The organism is Streptomyces sp. NPDC001941, from assembly GCF_040296945.1.
Lineage (GTDB): Bacteria > Actinomycetota > Actinomycetes > Streptomycetales > Streptomycetaceae > Streptomyces.
Genome location: NZ_JBEOYE010000244.1, coordinates 1 through 1,963, shown reverse-complemented (window position 1 = coordinate 1,963; position 1,963 = coordinate 1). Strand labels below are relative to the sequence as shown.

The 1,963-nt window shown below is 65.5% G+C and carries 4 protein-coding genes; 2 read left to right on the top strand and 2 right to left on the bottom strand.

Annotated elements, in window-relative coordinates:
• The first annotated feature begins 168 nt into the window (after positions 1 to 168).
• Complete coding sequence (locus ABT160_RS46905) at positions 169 to 300, top strand: hypothetical protein (RefSeq protein ID WP_351656536.1); 132 nt, start codon at positions 169 to 171, stop codon at positions 298 to 300.
• 91 nt (positions 301 to 391) lie between these two features.
• Positions 392 to 514 carry an HNH endonuclease gene (locus ABT160_RS46900; protein WP_351656533.1) on the top strand — a complete coding sequence of 41 codons (123 nt, stop codon included), beginning with the start codon at positions 392 to 394 and terminating at the stop codon, positions 512 to 514.
• Between the two features lie 35 nt (positions 515 to 549).
• Here ABT160_RS46900 and ABT160_RS46895 read toward each other — a convergent pair whose 3' ends face one another.
• Positions 550 to 747, bottom strand: a complete 198-nt coding sequence (locus ABT160_RS46895) for a hypothetical protein (protein WP_351656531.1) — start codon at positions 745 to 747, stop codon at positions 550 to 552.
• A 48-nt stretch (positions 748 to 795) separates the two neighbouring features.
• Entirely contained in the window at positions 796 to 1,416 is a 621-nt protein-coding gene (locus ABT160_RS46890) for a hypothetical protein (protein WP_351656528.1), read from the bottom strand.
• Positions 1,417 to 1,963 lie beyond the last annotated feature (547 nt).

Genomic DNA, 1,963 nt, shown 5'->3' with positions numbered 1-1,963 from the left:
AAACCGCCCCCGCGCCCGGCTCCCACCGTCACACTGGTATCGCCAACCAAAGCGACCAGCAGGCGCCAGATAAGTCACTAAATCACCGGTATTGGCCCTAGGTCCGCGGTGTTCCCGGTTCGAATCCGGGGGCGGGCACGCAACGAACAACACCACAGGGGGCCGTACATGAGCTGTATCGACTGCACCGAGCCGGCGACCCAGCGGGGCCGCTGCACGACCCACCACACGGCCTTCGAGGAGCGTCCGAGTGTCCGCCACCAGGCGGGCACGGGGCAGGCGACGGGCGACCCGTCGTGACGCTGCTGCGCGGCTCCGGCGACGGGTACAGGAGCGGGGAACCGCGTGGTGTGACTGGTGCCTGGAGACGTACGGGGCCGACGAAGTGGACGTGGACCACGTGCGCCCGCTGTCCCTCGGTGGTGAAGACGTGGACGCGAACGTCCAAGTGCTGTGCCACGACTGCCACCAGCTCAAGACGCGCACGGAGTTCGGGGCCGCTCAGGTTGCCTGAAGTGCGGCATGGAGCGGCCCCGTCACCGGGCGGGGTCATCGCTCGTTGCGGTCCTCCCGCTGCTGGAGTTCCTTGCGGCGCTCGGCGCGGTCACGCTGCCGCAGTTCGAGGAGTGCGCGCCTGTCGCGGCTGTTCTGCGGCCAGACACGGTGCACGAAGCGGTTGAACGCAAAGGTGACGAGTCCGAGCCCGGACATGGCCAGCAGCGCCCACCACGGGGCGTTTTCCGGCAAGTTGAACATGGTGTTGAGCCTTCCGACCTGACATGGTCGGCGGGCTACCTAGGCAGCGAGTACGGCGCTCCCCTGCGCGCTGCTGCGGTGCCCGCCCCGGATGATGTTCACGGGGAAGGCAGAGTTCGGCCCTCTGGGCGCGATCTGTGGTTTCTCGTCTATCGGCTCGGGCTGCCAGACGGGTACGTCCTCGGCGTAGGTGCGGCCGAGGGCTCGGGACAGCAGCAAGAGCAAGACGCGCACGACGAACGCGAGGAGTGCAGCAATCAGCGTTGCGAGTGCGGCAAGGAATTCCCTTGCTGCCGCACGACGACTCTCTGCTCCCTCGGCTTCACGCAAGCGCTTTGCTGCCACCTTGATGTCGCAGCGAGCCGCATCTTCCCGGTCCCGTAGATCCCTGAGGGAGCGGCTCTCTCCCACAATCGTGAGATGAGGCGCAAGGAGAACCTTGCCCCTCCCGAACTGACCGAGCGTGGAACGCGGATAGGGCGTCACGGACTCGTCTTCGACGAAGTCCACTAGATCGATGAAAAACCGCTCAAAGTCCGCCGCACTATTCAGCGATCGGGAGTGGATCTCGTCAAGACGATCACGCCGAGACTGGCTCACGGTCCATTCGAACAGTCCCTGTTCCACCCGTGTCCACTCCTTAACGACCTGCTCGCTCACCAACACCCCCTCAACTTCCGTCCAAAGCGGTTGCTGGGGAGTCTACGCGGCCCCATGACAACCGGGCGGGCGCTTCTCTGACCTGCGGTTCTATCGCTGTGCCCACCAGGTGCCCGCGACCCCGCCGGCTGACGTGACCAGGGCGAGGAACCATCCGGGGATGCGTTGAACGGTCAAGTGCAGCCCTCCGATGCGGAGTTCAAGTGCCGGAGGCGCGGTAGTGGCTTTCGTGCTGCGGCTCATCTTGTCGTCCTTCCTCGTGGCGCCACCCCGTTGGCGGCGCATGCCCACTGGCTCCTGTCGCGCGCCGTTGCATGAGGCAGGCGCTAACAGAAGGAAGGAAGTAGTGGCACAGCGACACGGCCGGGTTCTGATCCGGGCTGTGCCATCCTGTGAGGCGCCCGAGGGCATATGGACACTTTTGATGTAGCTGGTCCGGGGTCTCAGGTGCAGCTAGTGCCGCATCAGGCGACGTTTGCCCTGTCGACGACAGCGCGTAGGCGTAGGTCGTCGACGTGACGGTTTCGCCAGCTGATGTATCGGCGGA